The organism is Paenibacillus sp. FSL H8-0280, assembly GCF_045040665.1.
Classification (GTDB): Bacteria; Bacillota; Bacilli; order Paenibacillales; family Paenibacillaceae; genus Paenibacillus; species Paenibacillus xylanexedens_A.
The window spans coordinates 3,656,386-3,672,554 of sequence record NZ_CP150296.1; the positions used below are offsets into that span (position 1 = coordinate 3,656,386).

Sequence of the window (16,169 nt, forward strand, 5' to 3'; positions counted from 1 at the left end):
TCGAGAGGAGCTAGAACTAATACTACACTTGCTACTTTCATAACGTCCAATTTATTATAATAATAGAAATGATGAATATTATTAATATATGGAGGGTTGTTTTAATGGAACTTACACAATTGGAATACTTTATGACCGTTGCACAGCTTGAACATATGACCTTAGCCTCCAAAAAACTCGGTATTACTCAGCCAGCGTTAAGTCATGCAATTGCCAAGCTTGAAAACGAAATAGGAGCTCCTTTATTTGAGCGAAATGGACGAAATATAAAGCTGAACCGAAACGGTACTATGTTCTCTAAATGGATTGGTAGGGCCCTACATAATATTGAAAATGGTCTAAGAGAAATCGAAGAGTGGTCCAATCCGGATACTGGTGTGATTACGTTGTCTTATCTAAACATTCTTGGTGTTGAATTGATCCCTAGCCTAATCCGGAGTTATCAATTGAAGTATCCCAAAGTTCGGTTCGAATTGACACAAGGGAACTTAGGAGATATTGATGAACATCTGGAGCAAGGATTTTCGGATGTTATGATTACATCGAGGGAATCTACTTTGAATAATCATCACTGGAAGACGATTCAAAATGTTCCTTTATACATTGTTGTTCCCTCCCAACATCGTTATGCAGATTGTAGCGCTCTTAGTTTGGCAGAGCTGTCTGGCGAGCCATTTATTGGATTGAAAAACAACTGTGGATTAAAAGCAACGATTATATCCCGGTTCCGACATACCGGATTTTTTCTTGCTTCGGCTTATGAAGCGGAGGACCTGATCACTGTAGCCGGTTTTATAAAGTCGGGTCTAGGTGTATCAGTACTGCCTAAGACGCTGGGGTTGATGTTAGATGAATTGGTCTGGATCCCTATCATTGATGAAGGATGGTACTGGGAAATAGGATTAAAGTGGAGAGATGATCATAATATTTCCCCAGCAGCGAAAAGGTTTATTGAATATGTGGATACTTTACATCTTTGAACACAAGGAAAAAACCCTTTTACAATGATTGGCAGTACGTTATAATACAATCATCAGGTAGATTACCCAACAAAAAATTGAAATATTGTAATATATTGTCACACTCGGCTCTTCATAGTTCTTTGAGCCGCATAACACAACATAATAGATATCGGAGGTATGGTTATGGTCAAGAAAAAAATTTCCACAGCCCTCAGCGCAGCTTTAATCGTTTCTATGATAGCTACTGGCGTAATAGTCTCTCTCCAAGGTAACACAACGTTAGAGGTAGCGAAGTCAGCAGGGGATAAAAAGGTTGAAGTTGTTAAAGCATAAGTGAGCCGTTAATTTATTTAGAACATGTTAAGAGACAAGAGCATATTTCTATTGAAGTCGCTATTTTAGCGGCTTTTTTTGTTTTATCGGTAAAATTGGGTTTAATACTAACGAATATTTTGTTGAACAAGTAAAGAGAATTTTAGATGTAACCATTTTTACATTTGTAAACCATTAGGTTTAAAGCAATAAAAAAATGATTAAGTCAACTTAAATAAAAAATTGTTTTTTTCTATAATCAATCATAAAATATGCAAATGTAAACTAAAACAGATATATACATAAATAATAATGTTCATTTAAACAAAAATACTTTGACAAATGAAAACGAGTGGCTTATTTTGTTAATAAGGAATGCAAATTACTTTTTTAGATTTTAAATAGCCTTAAGGGAGCGTGAATAAAATTAAAAAAGTACATCTATCAGGTGAAAATAATATCAGCAAAGATCCAGAAAACTTTATTTATAAAAATGAATACCGACCGCAAATACATTATTCACCTAAGGGAAATTGGATGAACGATCCTAACGGAATGGTTTATTACGAAGGAGAATATCACCTTTTCTACCAATATACCCCTCATGATACACAGCCTGACTTCGGCAGAATGCATTGGGGGCACGCAGTAAGTAATGATTTAGTACATTGGGATGAACTTCCACCAGCCATCTCGCCTGGGGAAGATGGAGCGATCTTTTCGGGAAGTGCGGTAGTTGATAAGAACAATACAAGCGGATTCTTCAACGAAGCAGGATCAGGATTGGTTGCAATTTATACTAATGATGGCAACAGCGCTCAGCCCGGTAAACAGCAGGTTCAAAGCATCGCCTACAGCAAGGACAAAGGTCGAACCTGGACAAAATATGAAGGTAACCCTGTTTTATTCCCCACTGAAACGCTAGACTTTCGAGACCCAAAGGTATTCTGGCATGAAGAATCTTCAAACTGGGTAATGGTTCTTGCCGTAAGCGACCGTGTAGAATTTTACACATCTTCGAATCTTAAGGATTGGTCTTTTGCAAGCGGTTTCGGTTCTGATATTAAGGGCGTCCATCGTGGAATATTTGAATGTCCTGATGTTTTTAAAATCCAAGTGGATGAGGACCCTAATACCACTAAATGGATTCTGACACTAAGTATCGGAGATAGAAATGGCGTAAATCCAAACGATTCAGAACCACCCGCAGGCGGTTCTGGCATGATGTATTTTATAGGTCAATTTGATGGTAAGGTTTTTACACTAGATGAAACATTGGAATCATTAGATACAATCCAATGGATAGATTACGGATCTGACTATTACGCGGCCGTGACCTGGGATGGTATCCCGAATGAGGATGGACGAAAGATTTGGGTCGGCTGGATGAATAATTGGCGTTATGCTTCCACTCTTCCTTCTAAAGAATGGCGTGGCCATATGTCAATCCCACGAGAGATTCAGCTTAGGACGTACTCGGAAGGACTTCGCTTAATTCAAGCACCCATAACTGAGTTAAATCAACTCAGAAGATCAATTCTGTCTCTACAAGACATTACGATTAAACCAGATATGAACGTTTTGTCTGCTGTTTCTGCTGCAAAGATGGAAATTATTGCGGAATTCGAAATCGGTAATGCAATAGAATTTGGGTTCAAGGTGCGAAAGTCTTCCTCTTCCAACCAGGAGACAGTCATCGGATATAATGTCTTGGATGAGAAGTTGTTTGTCGATCGAACGAAGTCAAACGCTGTTGATTTCCATCCCGATTTTGCTGCAAAACACAAGGCCCCTATGAAGCCAGAGCATAGACGGATACAGTTGAGCATCTATGTTGATTGGTCAAGTGTAGAGATCTTTGGCAACAATGGAACAACTATCATCTCAGACACGATTTTCCCCGACTTGGGAAGTAGAGGACTGGAACTCTATGCCATTGGCGGAGAACTAAAGGTCGTGTCGCTTCAAATCAATGATCTCGTAAGCATTTGGGAAAATCAGAGTGTTTAGAATTTAGCAATGGCTTGATTCGACAAAATGGTTACTGGGCGGTTTTGGGCAACCGAACTGAACCGGGTGTCCAAAACCAATTAAATTTGAACCGACTTTATAATCCTATTAGAAAAGAGGGTATGGAATGAAAGATAAATCTAAATTCGCAATATGTTTTCTGATGGCAACGGGACTAGTTCTGACTTCAAACGGTATTTTTACATCTAACTCAGTTACTGCTAGTGCTGTGCTCGCTGATCAGGAAACAAATAAACAGGCAAAGGAGGAGTTTGTTATTTTTGAAAGCGCATCCAAATCAAACACCAATCTGATAGGCTGGCAAGTGAAAGGAAAAGGTGAATTAGAGGATACTTCAGAAGGAATCTTGCTGACTTCGCAGCCTAAAGAAAATGTAATGGCCATCTCAGAGACGGTGTCCGATGATTTTATCTATGAAGCTGATGTCATGATCAGGGATACGAAGGCAGACGCCACATTGTTGTTTCGTTCTAATGAGGATGGCTTTAGCTCGTACATGCTGCAAATCGTTCCGGACGCAGGTCTGATTCGGTTACGAGATGCAAGAAATGGAGATGGGAAATTAAAGGAGGAGCGTAAAGTTTCTGTTGAAATGGGGCAAATCTATCATCTCAAAGTGAAGGCAGTGGGTTCCTCGCTAAAAGTATATTGGGGCAATCAATATAAACCATTAATTGATGTTGAAGACATTTCGTATCAAAGCGGAAAGCTTGGACTCCATGTATGGGATGGATCCGCCTTGTTTTCGAACATCGTGGTGAGCGATCTGAAAGGTAATTTGGGGACGGTGATTTCTAACAAGGGAAAATGGCAACCTGATATCAACGGCAAAAGAGGGACGGTAGAACAGGGGAGCATAGCACAGCAAATCTATAACAAAGAGGCGACTGATATGGTCTATGAAGGGAATATTACCCTTCGTCCTGATTCTATTGCAGCTCTCGCATTTCGATCTTCAACCGATGGAGCTGAAGGATATGAAGCTACTCTTACGAAGGAAGGAGATCAGGTCCGTGTAAGTTTGACGAATACAAGAGGAACAGTAATAGCAAGTTCACAACGTACTTATCCGAGTCAGATGGGAGCCAAACATCATGTGGAAATCAAGGCAAAGGGAGATCGAATTCAGGTCTTCCTGGACGGATACACTACGGCCGCGATTGACGTGAAAGACTCAACCTACAGGAGTGGAAGTACCGGAATCGTCGTAAAAAAGGGGACGGCTTACTTTCAGGATACTTATGTGACGGAACTGAGCCAATATTACAATGAGATATATCGTCCACAATATCATTACACGCCAATACGTGGTTCAGCGAGTGATCCGAATGGACTTGTCTACTTCGAAGGAGAATATCATCTCTTCCATCAGGATGGAGGAACATGGGCGCATGCGGTAAGTAAAGATATGCTGAACTGGAAACGGCTTCCGATTGCACTTCCCTGGAATGATCACGGACATGTCTGGTCTGGGTCGGCTGTTGCGGATATGACAAATGCATCTGGTTTATTCGGAGATTCAGGAGGCAAGGGTCTTATTGCATATTATACTTCCTTTAATCCGGATAGCCCGAATGGGAACCAGCGTATAGGTCTGGCTTACAGTAAAGACCAAGGTCGTACTTGGGAGTATTCGAAGGAACGCCCGATTGTGATCGAGAACCCAGGTAAGAGCGGAAATGAAGCTGGGAATTGGGATTTCCGCGATCCGAAAGTAATCCGTGATGATGAGAATAACCGCTGGGTTATGGTTGTGTCCGGAGGAGATCATATTCGTTTCTACACGTCAACGAATTTACTTGACTGGACATTGACAGATAATTGGGGATATGGGGATTACATCCGTGGAGGTGTATGGGAATGCCCTGATTTGTTCCAGCTTCCGGTAGAGGGAACGTCACAGAAGAAGTGGGTTATGATGATCAGTACAGGAGCGAATCCCAAAACAGGTGGATCAGATGCCGAGTATTTTATCGGTGATTTAACAGCTGATGGTAAATTCGTGAACGATAATCCGGCAGGTAAGGTGTTAAGAACAGATTTTGGTAAAGAATTTTACGCTTCGATGTCTTTTGCTAATATGCCTGATCATCGCACAGTGATGATGGCGTGGATGACGAATTGGGACTATCCGTTTGCTTTCCCAACGTCCAATTGGAAAGGTGAACTAACCATTCCGAGAGAAGTATCATTGGTAACAACCAAAGATGGAATTCGGATGGTGCAAAGTCCAATTAAAGAATTGGAATCACTGCGTAAACCTTTGTACTCTGCTTCTAATAAGTCGGTGAGTCCTTCTTCCGGGAATCTGCTAAAAGGTATTATTTCAGGTGCTTACGAAATTGAAGCTGAAATTGAAATCCCTGAAACCAGCACAGTGACCGAGTTTGGCTTTAACATTCGTGAGGGTGCAGATCAGAAGACGGTCGTGGGTTATAAGGCAAGTGATAGTCATATGTTTGTGGACCGAACTGCATCCGGTGAAACGGATTTTTCTAACCTTTTCAGTAAGAAACATGAAGCTCCTACGCACATGGAGAATAATCTGATTAAGATGCGTATTCTTGTGGATGAGTCTTCTGTTGAGGCCTTTGGTAACGACGGCAAAGTCGTCTTTTCAGATGTTATATTTCCGGATCCCGCCAGTAGAGCGATGAGTTTTTACGTGAAAGGTGGGAATGTGAACGTTGTTTCCTTGAAAGTGCATCAACTTCAATCTTGGAATAATGACATTCCTTCAAAAGCTCAAATAAAGATGGATACGAGGGTTCGGGAACTGGGGGTAGGAGAGTCGGATACACTGCAGGCGATGGTCGAGTATGGACCGGGTTTAGGCGTTCAACCGCTTAAGTGGAATTCCAGTAATAACGACGTAATAACCATAGACTTGGTAGACAACTCACACGCAGTTATTAAGGCGAAAAAAGAAGGGGAGTCCACGATCACTGTATCTACTCCGAATGGTAAAACTTCCACTAGTGTGCTCGTTAAAGTCACAGGCGGCGAGTTCCGGACAAACCTGAGTGGATGGACCAAAGATCTGTCTGCTGCTTCATGGTTAGTTAGTGAACATGGAATTCGTGGTAAATATTTTAGCGATGCGAATTATATTGCCAAAGAGAAAGCTGGGAATTTTACGTATGAAGCAGACATGATACTTGGTGAAACAGGAGGGGCAGGTTCTATTTTGTTCAGGGCTAGCGAGGATGGTCGCAGTGGTTATTATCTGAATCTAGACCCTAACATGAAAGCAATCCGTCTGTTCTACAAAATCAATGGAGGATTTGAAGAACGGCAGGTACTTGCAAAAGTACCAACTTTCATTCAGCCAGGTCATACGTATAAGGTGAAAATAGAAGCGAATGGTCCGCATATTGTCGTTCATGTGAACAGTCAAAAAGTCATAGATATCATGGATGGTACTTTTGCAGAAGGGCACTTTGGACTCCATGTATTTGGCGGCTCCGCATCTTATCAGAACGTCAATGTGAGCAACAGCGAACCCGCAAACATCACCAAGTCCAGCCTTATAAATGCCGCAACACAGAAATCCATTTACACAGCTAACCTTGTCAACGGGGAGCCGGTTACCTTGCAAGATGCAAGTGCAGCTTCCGTCCAGAAGTGGGTATTTGTTCCGACAGGCGACAAAGCAGGTTCGTATTCAATTCGTACTACGGCCGGTCAGACGCTTGATCTGGATATAGGGCAAAACAAACTTCAGCTATATCATTACTTAGGGTATAACAACCAGCGTTGGCTCCTTCACGAGAACAAAGACGGATCAGTTCATATTACTTCAGCTCATCATCAAAAAGCATTAGAAGTATCGGCAGATGGGACCGAACTCTTCCTAAGTGAACTGAATCAATCACTTGATCGACAAAAGTGGATATTAGCAAAATAATCAAAATTTATTCCATGATGACTTATCTCATAGATATTCCAATTATATTGGTTAGGATAGACTCAAAGGGGACGACAACTGGAGGTTTGTATCAAAGCACACACACGGCCATCCAAAAAAGGATGGCCTTTTGGGTTTGAAAGACAGACTCATTATTAGAAATAGGGTGTAATCTTCAAACCACTCCCAATCTATACGTACAAAAAGATGTACTATGTTCATTTAAATTGCCCTCTTTGCAAACGAAACGATTACGCTTAAGATTGGCTCACAACCAAATATTTTCACTCCTATAGTTAGCAAGCTAAATAATAAACTTAAGAGGGCAAGGAGTAACAGATTGCTGACTTCTATCCAAATCAAGAGAGTCGGAAGAAAGGGCATAAATTATTGGCTAAGGAATTAGGTGTTCTACAAGGAAAGTAAGTGAACTCGTGAAAAGGAGATCATTCAATTATGGAAGAAAGAAAGCTTAAACTAGGAGGAATTATTGATGGCGTGGGATGGAATTACACGGGTTGGAGACATCCACATATTCCAGCAGATGCCAGTGAAAATATTGAGTATTACGTACAGAAAGCTATACAACTTGAACAGGGGAAGTTCGATCTCATCTTTTTAGCAGACGTAAGTCATATCGGACCTGGCATGATCCCGCACTATCTAAGCATGTTTGAGGGTGTATCCATTTTATCTGCATTGAGTATGGTAACTCATTCTATTGGTTTAACCGCTACGATAGCGACTTCATATGCTGATCCCTTTACGGTTGCTAGGCAAATTGCTTCCCTTGATAAGATTAGCAAGGGCAGAGCAGGGTGGAATGCAATCACCTCCAATCCTGGAGGGTTAGCCAATTACAGTCGGTCCCATCTGAAGAAAGCAGATCTTTATCCCATGAAAAAAGAGTTTTTGGAGATTGTTGAAGGACTTTGGGACTCGTATGAAGATGATGCCTTTATACGTGATAAGGAACGTGGAGTATTTTATGACCCGCGTAAAATGCATCCACTAGATTATACCGGGAATTACTTTTCCGTGGAGGGACCCTTAAACATCAGTCGATCGAGGCAAGGAAGACCAGTGGTCTTTCAAGCGGGCACTTCACCGGAGTTCATGGATATTGCTGCACAGCATGCCGAAGTCATCATGGCACCTGGACATGATTTGGAATATCTCAAGGCATTTACTAATGAACTTAAACGTAAAGTTCAAAATCAAGGGCGTTCACCATATGACCTGTTGATGATGCCTTCTCATAACCCGATCGTTGGTAGAACGGAAAAAGAAGCCCTTGAAAAGCTAAGGGAAATTGAATCATGGATGCCTAAAGGTTATCGAATGCCGAAACCTGGATTGATAGGATCGGCAGAGCAGGTTGCCGAACAAATTGAACATTGGTATCGAGAAGGCGTCATGGATATCTTGCTGATTAGACAAGATCATCCTGCAGGATTTAAGGACTTTATCCAATTGGTTGTTCCTATCTTGCAAGATAGAGGCATATTCCGTAAGGAATATGAGGACGACACACTTCGGGGAAATTTAAGTTTACCTTACCCAGAAAATAATTATACGAAGTAATAATGTAAAATTCATTTAACAAGGGGAAAACAAATAAAATGACTAACAGAGTATGTGAAATATTAGATATTAAAAAGCCAATTATACAAGGACCAATGTCTTGGGTTACTAATGCCGAATTTGTTGCAGCAATAAGCAATGCGGGTGGATTAGGATTTCTAGGTCCAAATGCCGGTCAGGTTGATATAACTCGCTCACCCGAAATAAGTACGGAAAGAATGAGAACTGAAATACAAAAAACAAAATCTTTAACGAATAAGCCATTTGGAATTCCAGTGATCGTGAATCGTGATTTAGCTTACACATGGCCACTTATAGAAACAGTTATTGACGAGAAAGTTCCTGTTGTTCTGGTGAATGATACACTGGATGAAAGGATCTTTAAACCATTAAAAGAAAACAATATTAAAATTGTTTATAGACCCCTTACGCCTACTATTGAAAATGCAAAAGCTGCAGAAAAATTTGGAATAGATGTTTATGTAGCGACTGGATTTGATGAAGGTGGTACGGTTCCAGAACGAGTTATTGGAACATTTTCGATTGTTCCAATGATTGTTGATGCTATAAATATTCCTGTAATGGCAGCTGGTGGTATTGGAGACGTTAGAGGAGTGCGTGCCGCATTTGCTTTAGGTGCTGAAGGTGTGTTTGCTGGCAGTGTCTTTATTCCGACAAAAGAAAATCCGGCAGCTCAAAATGTAAAGCAAATGATTGTTGATGCCACAGCAGAAGACTTACAAATGTTTCGTACTTTACCAGCATACTATCGTTCTTTACCTACTAAATTGGCGAATAAACTAGTCGAAATGGATAAACAAGGTGCCAGTCGTGAAGAAACAGCAAAATTGATGCGTGGATCAATTGGAATGCGTATCGGAATGCTAGAAGGTAATACGGACGATGGCTATGTCACTGTTGGCACAGGAATCACACCAATTAAAGAGATTAGAACTGTAAAAACAGTCATCGATGATTTAATGCAAGATTTTAATTAATTGCCAAGCCGCTAACTTAGCTGCACAAGGAAAAACCTTTTACAATCATTGTCAGTACGTTATAATACAATCACCAGGTGGATTACCCATCAAAAAAGTTCAATTTATCAGTAAGTCTAAGCAAACGATATCGGAGGTATGGTTATGGTGAAGAAGAAAACTTCCACAGCCCTCAGCGCAGCTTTAATCGTTTCTATGCTGGCTACTGGCGTGATAGTCGCTATCCAAGGTAACACAACGTTAGAGGTAGCGAAAACAGCAGGGGATAAAAAGGTTGAAGTTATTAAATGAAGAAGCTAGATGCGACTCAAGTATTCAACAGAATCAAATAAAGAAAACACAAAATATTTAATTTTTTAACCTCAGCTCGGATAACTCAGCTGAGGTTTTTTATATTATCATGATGTATTGAAAAAATGCAGCTAAAGTTCTGAACTCAAGAAGAATTTGATGAGTCGCTAAAACAAATAGGTTTTTCGAAAATTGAAATATACGGCGAATATTGGATTTACAATGTCAGCCTGCTTATGATGCGTCGAGTATGCTGATGGCCTGTCGCTCGCGATTATACTCCCCATGTTCCTGCAGAACGGACAAGGACGCTCTACTGAGTACCGTGCTCATATTGCTGATAACATTACTTTTGTTCCGGTGATGTAAGGTAGATTAAACGCTCGGAATAACTTTGTGTGGGAATAGAGCCTTACTAGACGATTTCTCACTTCGTCTTATTGAAGTAGCAGAGGTTCGATGGCTATCGCGATGCGGATTCGTAAGCTTTCAGTTGGATCTTTGAGTTTCACACCCAAGAGTTTTTCACACTTTTCCAGTCGATACACTACCGTATTTCGATGAACGAAAAGTTGCTTGGATGTTTCGACAAGCTGGCATTGTGTATCGTAAAAAGCGTTCAAGGTGCGCAGCAACTCTTTTCTTTCATGTTCGTCTGCAATGTGCAGCAGGCCGTTTAAGGTCGCGTCGTAAAATTGTTTCAGTTCGTTGTGGGGAAGCATGTGGAATAAATATCCGATGTCCTTGGCTTGGTAAGATTGGACGAATCGCTTGCGTTTTAACCAGTAGCCGAATTGCAATGCATTAACCGCTTCTGTATATGAATGACGAACGCCGAGTACATTTGTTGCAGGTTTGCCAATGCCGATAGACAGACTCAGTCCAGTCTCATGATGCAGCTCTTTAAGCATTCCTGACAGCTGCTCGGTGATTTTCGCCTCATCCCACCCCGACTCAGGGATAGATAACAGAAGACAGTAGGTATCATGTTTGGTAAACATGACGAAGGAATGATCTAACCCACCAAAAATACGTTTGATGTGCTCGTATTGCTCCTCTTGCTCCGTGATATTATCTCCTTTCGGAGGCGCCGAACCTTCGTAATTAGGAAATCTTTGATGCATGTGATGCACTTCGTCATTACGCATGGTCAGCACAACGCTTGCACGCCCCTTGATAAGCCCACATCTCTTGCCGCGGTTCAGCGCCTCCTGCTCAGAAGTGATATATCCCTCAATCAGATCGGAAAAGAACTCATTTTTGTGTCTGCGGGAGCGCTCTTTGACAGCCTGTGATTTGGTCAGCTCCATGCCAATGACGTTGGAGGCCTGCTCTAGCGTCAGACCAAAAAGGCCAGTCCATTGATCCGGCGAATGAAAGGATAACAAATAGCCTTCGTGGCGGTAAGTTTTTACTGGATATACTAGCATGCAGCAACGCTCTCGGACTGATGTGTTGATGAAGCACAACGAAGTGGGACTAGAAATATCGGACACGTCTTGAAGTGTATTTACAGCGGCTGCAGTGAGTTCAGCAACACTTGTATTCTGGCTGGAAGCGGAGATGGTTTGCCATTTGTAGTTTAACAGGATGACTGGGGATGAGAACAGTTTGGACAGGGAATCGATAATACTGGAAATTCCTTTGCCACGCATGATCATCTCGGAGAATTTTTTGTGGATGCTGAGTGCATATTGCAGTTCGTCGCTCTTGTTATTCAGAATCACACTGGTCGATCGCTGCAAAATTTCGCCGAGGGATAGACGGACATCGGAAATTTCGATGATGGGAAATTCGTTCTTGTCCGCTTCCCAAAGTATTTCATCAGGGATCGGCAATTCAAATCGCTTGGTTTTGATAGCCAACCCCGAGCAATGAAGACGCTGCATGTCCCTGATTAGATGAATAAACATCTCTGGCTGCTGCTTCATGAAAAAGCCGTTGGTCAGCAAGAGCTCGTTCGGCCTTAGAAAGCGAATGATATCCGGACAGTCCATAATGTTGACCGTTTGAACCTCACGTACTAGACCCTTATGCCCCGTAATCACTCTGGCATCATCGTAAATGCCGTTTTTCAGCAAATCTGTCAGCAGCACATCGACCCATCCCTTTCTGGAACAAGTTATTTTATTGTTAAGTAATATAACACTTCGATCATGTGGAGTAAATATCTTTGGTTTGATCATCCAAGATTGCTAATTATTTTTATCCTTTTCATCCAATGATTTCTCAGAAGGAGTGAATTATGCTTAAAGTGTTTCTTGCGTGTAATAAAAGCGTACATGAACGGAGGATGTCATGATTGATCTACTTATCACGGATACGGTGATTTCCGGGGATGAAAGGCGAATGGATGTCGGGATATCCTCAGGCAAGATTGCATTTGTCACGCCATGCGGGGAAAGGAAAACCGAAGCGTCTCGTGTAGTGCAAGGCAAAGGGGGCTTATTGCTGCCCGGATTCGTCGAGCCGCATATTCATTTGGAAAAAGCATATTTGCTGGATTCCATGGATCGGGAGGCGGAGTCTCTCCAGGACGCGATTCAGATAACATCCAAACTGAAAAGTTCGTTCACAAGGGAGGACATGTATCGTCGCTCGCTGGTTGTCATTCGGGAAGCCGTCAGGAATGGTGTAACCCATATGCGTTGCCATGCAGAGGTTGATCCGGTTCTTGGACTCAGAGCTGTCGAATCTGCTCTTCGTCTCAAACAATCCTTAAAACATCAACTGGATTTACAGGTAGTTGCCTTTCCGCAAGAAGGGGTGTTTATGAGTCCGGGGACTGCTGGGCTGATGGAAGAGGCCATTCGTATGGGAGCCGATGTGATTGGAGGAATCACTTATCAGGACGCAGATCTGCGAGAACACTTGGATTTTGCATTTGGTCTGGCAGGGAAGTACGGAAAACCGCTGGATTTTCACGCCGATTTCTCGGTCGATTCCAACGACCGTGCCGTTGTGGAAATTGCAAAAAGGACAATTGCTGCAGGAATGCAGGGGCATGTAGCCGCCGGACATGTAACCTCGCTCGGTTCCCTCCCTGAACACGAAGTTTTGGCTATCGGAGAGCTTCTGTGTCATGCCGGAATCAGCGTCATTACGCTGCCGATGACGGACCTCTTTTTGAATGGAAGAGAAGGCCCCGAAGGACATCATAGAGGTTTGACTCCCGTGAAACTGCTACAGGATTGTGGAGTGAATGTGGCAATTGGCGTCAATAATGTGCGCAACCCATTCACGCCGTTTGGCAAGGCAGACCCGATTGAGGCTGCCTGGCTATTGGCAATTACTTCGTACATGGGCGGCAAACGGGATGCGTTCATCTTGACCAACATGCTGACGCATAACGCGGCACAGGCGTTAGGCATTGAGAATTATGGCGTTAAGGTTGGCGCTCCGGCTGATATGGTATTGTTCCGAGAGCGGTCGGAAAGGGCAGTGTTACTTAATAAACCGGAGGCTCGTACAGTCTGGAAATCGGGATTACAGGTAGCTTGTACCGACTCAAAACTTTTGGAATTACCGTGGTTGTCAGATGGGATCGAAACAATCTAATTATGAAGTAAGGGGATGGAGTTATGGAGAAAGGGTTAACACTCGTAAAAAATGTCAAATGGTCGGAAAACCTGTTTGATCTAACGATTGATCAAGCAACTGGACTTATTGTCAGCATTGAGACTGCCGGAACGGATGCGGATCTCACATCTGTAAATATTGCCGGTGGGGCGACAACCGTCATTGACGCGGACGGGCTCCACTATGTACCGCCAATGGCAGATATGCATACCCATCTGGACAAGCATTTTATTGGTGAGCCGTGGAAATCTTTGCAGCCGTTTGTCACGCTGCCCGGCCAGTTGGAATTTGAGAAAAGTATGTTGGGAGAACTACCGACCGGGGCGGGAGAACGTGCGAAACGAATGTTGGATTTAATGTTAGCCCAAGGTACAACGGCAATCCGCACACACGTTGACGTGGATCCACAAATTGGTCTCTCTCATCTTGAGGAGGTCTTGGAAGTGCGTGAGATGTACCGGGGACGCATTGAGATAGAAATTGTGGCGTTTCCCCAGCAAGGCCTGCTTAGGTCTGACTCCGTTTCCGTCATGCGGCAAGCGCTCCGTGCTGGAGCTAACTATGTTGGTGGTGTGGATCCGGCTGGACTGGACCGCCGGGTGGATGCCAGTCTGGAAGCCATGTTTGAACTTGCGACAGAGTTCTCTGCTGGCATCGACTTGCATCTGCATGACCCGAGTCATCTCGGAATATACACGATCAGCCGCTTCGCCGAACTGACAGAACAAGCCGGTATATCCGGCCGTACCGCGGTAAGCCATGCCTACTGTTTGGGCCAGGTTGGGGAAACAGAGGTGCGCTCACTCGCGGAAAGGTTGCGTGCGACCGGTGTAGCCATCATGACGAGTGTGCCCATTGACAGGCCTATGCCCCCCATCAAACTGTTGATGGAAACGGGCGTGTCCGTGCATATCGGTTCCGATAACATTTTGGATTCGTGGAGCCCATTCGGAAATGGCGATATGCTCTCCCGTGGGTCACGTCTCGCTGAAGCATCCGGTTGGGTGGAAGACTTCTGGCTGTTAGAAACGTACAAGCTTATTTCCAATGCGCCATTAACTCCAAAAGTAGGTGAAAGAGGCACTTTCTCGTTGGTAAATGCAATAAATGCGATGCATGCATTGGCGGCGGCACCTTCACGCGAAGCTGTATTTTCGGGTGGTGTGCTTGTTGGTGGTCGAATGTTTCCGAACAGCAGACAGATGGCAGCCATCCATTCGTAACAATCTTTAATTATACATGAAGCAGCGCATCCTTTTGCAGATGCGTTGCTTTTTGGCATGAAAAGGCTGATCACAGGCTTATAAAACGTTGCTTAACACAATATATGTCATAATACATAACATTTAAATTTAGACAGGCTTTTCTTTTGGTGTAATAATCCAAATGAATTCATTTTTTTTAGTGAATCACACCAATGACTGAGGCTTACTTACATCGTATTATTCATATAAGAACAATTTTAAGTCATATAAACTGACATTCATAGAATAGGAGGGATGTTGGAGGAGTTACACAAACCAAACATCATTGTTACGAACAGGGGGAGAGAGACATGCGTCGAGGTTTCCATGCAAACCGCATCCAAAACATTAGAAAGCATGGGCTGTTATTGGTCATGATTTTACCAGGCATCGTCTATCTGTTCATCAACAATTACTTGCCCATGTTCGGCATTGTGATTGCGTTCAAAGATATCAATTTTGCAAAAGGAATCTGGGGAAGTGACTGGGTAGGCTTCGATAATTTCGCCTATATGTTCCAAACGCAGGATGCTTGGGTGATTACCCGAAACACGTTACTCTACAACGGCGCATTTATCGTGCTTGGAACAGTGCTCTCCATAGCTGTGGCCGTATTGTTGAACGAGGTAAAAAAGCGATTTGCCTCCCGACTGTACCAAAGCATCATTTTGCTGCCCTATCTGATCTCGATGGTCATTGTCGCTTACTTGGTTCTGGCATTGCTCAACGAGGAAAACGGATTCGTCAATCATTACGTGCTTCCTTTGCTGGGGATTGACCCCGTGTCGTGGTATGCGGATTCCGGTAAATGGCCCTTTATATTAAGTGTCGTATATCTATGGAAAAACGTTGGTTATACATGCATTGTTTATCTGGCCTCAATTGTAGGCATCAGCCAAGAATATTATGAATCCGCCACGCTGGACGGAGCATCCAAGTGGAGACAAGTCTGGAGCATTACCCTTCCTTTACTTAAACCCACGATGGTCATTATGGTGCTTCTTGCAGTGGGACGCATCTTCAATTCCGATTTCGGATTGTTCTATCAGGTTCCGCTGAATTCGGGTGCACTGCAAACGACTACCGATGTCATTGACACATACGTTTATCGTGGATTGATGACTTTTGGGGATTTCGGAATGTCATCCGCTGCCGGACTTTATCAGTCCATAGTCGGTTTTCTGTTAGTATTGACGACCAATGCGATCGTTCGTCGCAAAAACCGGGATTTGGCGCTGTTTTAGCTAAGGGGGAGGACAAC

The 16,169-nt window shown here is 43.0% G+C and carries 11 protein-coding genes; 10 read left to right on the forward strand and 1 reads right to left on the reverse strand.

Annotation, left to right across the window (positions count from 1 at the left end; genetic code table 11):
• Positions 1-104: 104 nt before the first annotated feature.
• The 7 genes from MHI12_RS16140 to MHI12_RS16170 all read left to right on the forward strand — a co-directional run bounded on the left by MHI12_RS16140 (position 105) and on the right by MHI12_RS16170 (position 10,085).
• Positions 105-980 (forward strand): LysR family transcriptional regulator, encoded by an 876-nt coding sequence (locus MHI12_RS16140; protein WP_405169714.1) that lies wholly within the window; start codon positions 105-107, stop codon positions 978-980.
• A 165-nt stretch (positions 981-1,145) separates the two neighbouring features.
• Positions 1,146-1,295 carry a hypothetical protein gene (locus MHI12_RS16145; RefSeq protein WP_282321272.1) on the forward strand — a complete coding sequence of 50 codons (150 nt, stop codon included), beginning with the start codon at positions 1,146-1,148 and terminating at the stop codon, positions 1,293-1,295.
• Between the two features lie 396 nt (positions 1,296-1,691).
• A complete protein-coding gene (locus tag MHI12_RS16150) occupies positions 1,692-3,284 on the forward strand; it encodes a glycoside hydrolase family 32 protein (RefSeq protein ID WP_405169715.1) in 1,593 nt (530 codons plus the stop codon).
• Between the two features lie 127 nt (positions 3,285-3,411).
• Positions 3,412-7,212, forward strand: a complete 3,801-nt coding sequence (locus tag MHI12_RS16155; protein WP_405169716.1) for a GH32 C-terminal domain-containing protein — start codon at positions 3,412-3,414, stop codon at positions 7,210-7,212.
• A 456-nt stretch (positions 7,213-7,668) separates the two neighbouring features.
• Positions 7,669-8,796 carry an NtaA/DmoA family FMN-dependent monooxygenase gene (locus tag MHI12_RS16160; protein WP_341007638.1) on the forward strand — a complete coding sequence of 376 codons (1,128 nt, stop codon included), beginning with the start codon at positions 7,669-7,671 and terminating at the stop codon, positions 8,794-8,796.
• A 38-nt stretch (positions 8,797-8,834) separates the two neighbouring features.
• The gene (locus MHI12_RS16165; protein WP_405169717.1) at positions 8,835-9,794 is read left to right on the forward strand and encodes an NAD(P)H-dependent flavin oxidoreductase; all 960 of its coding nucleotides are present in this window, start codon (positions 8,835-8,837) and stop codon (positions 9,792-9,794) included.
• 144 nt (positions 9,795-9,938) lie between these two features.
• Complete coding sequence (locus MHI12_RS16170) at positions 9,939-10,085, forward strand: hypothetical protein (RefSeq protein WP_339783630.1); 147 nt, start codon at positions 9,939-9,941, stop codon at positions 10,083-10,085.
• A gap of 437 nt (positions 10,086-10,522) precedes the next feature.
• Here the strand turns inward: MHI12_RS16170 and MHI12_RS16175 are convergent, their stop codons facing one another.
• On the reverse strand, positions 10,523-12,181 hold the full coding sequence (locus tag MHI12_RS16175) for a PucR family transcriptional regulator (RefSeq protein ID WP_405169718.1): 1,659 nt from the start codon (positions 12,179-12,181) through the stop codon (positions 10,523-10,525).
• A 202-nt stretch (positions 12,182-12,383) separates the two neighbouring features.
• On the opposite strand from MHI12_RS16175, the gene MHI12_RS16180 reads away from it, so the two are divergent.
• From MHI12_RS16180 to MHI12_RS16190, 3 genes are all read left to right on the forward strand, one after another.
• Positions 12,384-13,643 (forward strand): amidohydrolase family protein, encoded by a 1,260-nt coding sequence (locus tag MHI12_RS16180; RefSeq protein WP_405169719.1) that lies wholly within the window; start codon positions 12,384-12,386, stop codon positions 13,641-13,643.
• A 23-nt stretch (positions 13,644-13,666) separates the two neighbouring features.
• On the forward strand, positions 13,667-14,887 hold the full coding sequence (locus MHI12_RS16185) for an amidohydrolase family protein (protein WP_405169720.1): 1,221 nt from the start codon (positions 13,667-13,669) through the stop codon (positions 14,885-14,887).
• 332 nt (positions 14,888-15,219) lie between these two features.
• Entirely contained in the window at positions 15,220-16,152 is a 933-nt protein-coding gene (locus tag MHI12_RS16190; protein WP_405169721.1) for an ABC transporter permease, read from the forward strand.
• The last annotated feature ends 17 nt before the right edge of the window (positions 16,153-16,169 follow it).

Coding starts and splice junctions, on each gene's coding strand:
- MHI12_RS16140 (WP_405169714.1), top strand. CDS start 105: ATGGAACTTACACAATTGGAATACTTTATGACCGTTGCACAGCTTGAA.
- MHI12_RS16145 (WP_282321272.1), top strand. CDS start 1,146: ATGGTCAAGAAAAAAATTTCCACAGCCCTCAGCGCAGCTTTAATCGTT.
- MHI12_RS16155 (WP_405169716.1), top strand. CDS start 3,412: ATGAAAGATAAATCTAAATTCGCAATATGTTTTCTGATGGCAACGGGA.
- MHI12_RS16160 (WP_341007638.1), top strand. CDS start 7,669: ATGGAAGAAAGAAAGCTTAAACTAGGAGGAATTATTGATGGCGTGGGA.
- MHI12_RS16165 (WP_405169717.1), top strand. CDS start 8,835: ATGACTAACAGAGTATGTGAAATATTAGATATTAAAAAGCCAATTATA.
- MHI12_RS16170 (WP_339783630.1), top strand. CDS start 9,939: ATGGTGAAGAAGAAAACTTCCACAGCCCTCAGCGCAGCTTTAATCGTT.
- MHI12_RS16180 (WP_405169719.1), top strand. CDS start 12,384: ATGATTGATCTACTTATCACGGATACGGTGATTTCCGGGGATGAAAGG.
- MHI12_RS16185 (WP_405169720.1), top strand. CDS start 13,667: ATGGAGAAAGGGTTAACACTCGTAAAAAATGTCAAATGGTCGGAAAAC.
- MHI12_RS16190 (WP_405169721.1), top strand. CDS start 15,220: ATGCGTCGAGGTTTCCATGCAAACCGCATCCAAAACATTAGAAAGCAT.